Raw genomic sequence first — 2,413 nt, forward strand, 5'->3', positions numbered from 1 at the left:
ATTTTTGCAGCTTGCAGGGCAAGTGAGGTCTTCCCTAAAAATATCTTGACAGACAAAATCCACAGGAGTAAGATAGCTTTCGTGAAGTGAAACGTATCATGAATCGAATCGATTATTCTAAAAAATAGATCATAGACATTTGAATAAAAATCGCTTAATCCATTACGGAGCGGAGGACCCATTATTTACGCACATATTGTGCTCCGGGGTGAATCCTTAAAAAGGTAGGGTTACTCTTAAAACCCGAACCCGACAGCTAACTTCGCAAGCGTTTTGAGGGGGAAAAGTGTGAAAAAACACAGGAGCCTTCCTGTGTTTTTTTGCGCTTTTTTTAAGAAAAAGATGTAATTTTTTAGAAAAAGTATAAGCTAAGAGAACACACAGCAGTTGAAGAAAGGAATAAATACATTATGAAAAAACAGTTTGCTGTATTGGGATTAGGTCGTTTTGGAGGCAGTTTGGTTGAAGAGTTTGCTAATCTGGATGTGGATGTGMTCGCTATTGACCGCAATCAGGAGGTAGTAAATAAATTTAGCAACTCAGCTACATATGTTGTGCAGGCGAATGCAATTGATGAAGCTAGCTTAAAGGGGCTAGGTATTCGCAATGTTGATCATGCTCTTATTTCGTTTGGGGATGATATCGAAGCGAGCGTGCTCGCAACGATGCTTTTAAAAGATATGGGCGTTAAACAAGTATGGGTAAAAGCAGTAAATATGTATCACCAAAAGGTGCTGGAGAAAATAGGAGCGGACAAAGTCATTCATCCTGAGCGCGATATTGCTAAGCGTATTGCTCATCACGTGGTGTCAGAAAAGATCATTGATTACATTGAACTGTCAAAGGATTATAGTATTGTCGAAATTGTCGCCTCTAAGAAACTTCATAATAAAACGCTGTTTGATTTGAACATTCGTGCCAAGTACGGCTGCAACATTATCGGCTTTCAGCGAAAAGACGGAGAAATGGTGATTTCGCCTACCGCGCATGAAATAATTGAACAAGGAGATATGCTGATTGTTATCGGACATAATCGCGATTTGAACCGTTTTGAAGAAGAAGGCGTTTAACTTATGAAAAAACAAATCATTAAACTCACCCCTCCGCAGCTGCTTGTCTCCATTTTTGGCGGAGGAATTATTATAGGTGCTCTTCTATTGATGATGCCTGTTTCTACTACTGAGCCCATCCGGTGGGTAGACGCCCTTTTTACGTCTACTTCCGCTATGACAGTAACCGGCTTAGCCGTCGTAGATACAGGTACGCGTTTTACCGTCATTGGTCAAACGATTATTATGCTGTTAATTCAAATAGGCGGTCTTGGCATTATGTCATTTGCCGTGTTGATTTTTATGATGCTAGGTAAAAAAATTGGATTTAAAGAGCGTATGCTCGTTCAGCAGGCATTAAATCAAACGAGCATCGGCGGAGTTGTCCTGCTAGTTAAAAGACTGTTTATCTTTTCATTTTTAATTGAGTTTGTTGCACTTATCTTTCTAGCGATACGCTGGGTTCCGGAATTCGGATGGTCTAAGGGGCTGTTCTTTAGCTTGTTTCATTCAATTTCAGCTTTTAATAACGCAGGGTTTGGACTACTGTCTGATAACTTAGTGCAGTATGTAGGAGATCCTATTATTAACATAACGATTTCTTTTTTGTTCATCATTGGTGGATTAGGGTTTACCGTTCTTGCTGATATGTGGGTGAAAAAATCGTATAAAAAACTAACGCTGCATTCAAAAATTATGATTATCAGCACGTTTGCAATTAATGTGATTGCCATGCTTTTTATTTTTTTCTTAGAGTACAGCAATTCGCATACGCTCGGAAATTTATCATTAGGAGACAAAGTATGGGCTTCTTATTTTCAAGCGGTAACGACAAGAACCGCGGGATTTAATACAATTGATTTAGCTCACCTGCATGACGCAACGGTCTTTTTAATGGTCTTATTAATGTTTATTGGTGCAGGAAGTGCGTCAACAGGAGGCGGTATTAAACTAACAACGTTTGTGGTGATTGTTTTTTCTGTATGGGCATTTTTACGAAGCCGGGAAGATATTGTGCTATTAAAGAGACGACTTCTTCCTCTTCACGTGTTTAAGGCACTAGCCATCACGATGATTTCAATTATGTTTGTATTTGGGGCCATTTTCCTGTTAAATATTTCGGAAAACCTGCCGTTTGTAAAAATTATGTTTGAAGTTGTTTCTGCATTTGGAACAGTAGGTTTATCGATGGGAGCAACTCCTGAACTTTCGTACTTTGGACGCGTGATTATTATCTTTATCATGTTTTTAGGAAAAGTGGGGCCATTAACGCTTGCGTTTTCATTATCTAAGCAAAAGCGTGAAGCCGTTCGTTATCCAAATGAAGATATAATGCTGGGGTAGAAAAATCGCCTTCGATGAGG

2 protein-coding genes and 1 riboswitch are annotated in these 2,413 nt (G+C 39.2%); both genes read left to right on the forward strand.

Going from position 1 to position 2,413, the window contains the following annotated elements; all coding sequences use genetic code 11:
- The first annotated feature begins 141 nt into the window (after window positions 1–141).
- A riboswitch (cyclic di-AMP (ydaO/yuaA leader) is annotated at window positions 142–286 on the forward strand.
- Window positions 287–410: 124 nt separating this feature from the next.
- A complete protein-coding gene (locus AC1DRF_RS23325; protein ID WP_477741814.1) occupies window positions 411–1,070 on the forward strand; it encodes a potassium channel family protein in 660 nt (219 codons plus the stop codon).
- 3 nt (window positions 1,071–1,073) lie between these two features.
- Complete coding sequence (locus AC1DRF_RS23330) at window positions 1,074–2,393, forward strand: TrkH family potassium uptake protein (RefSeq protein WP_116514570.1); 1,320 nt, start codon at window positions 1,074–1,076, stop codon at window positions 2,391–2,393.
- Window positions 2,394–2,413 lie beyond the last annotated feature (20 nt).

Source organism: Priestia sp. P5_B4 (assembly GCF_056400385.1).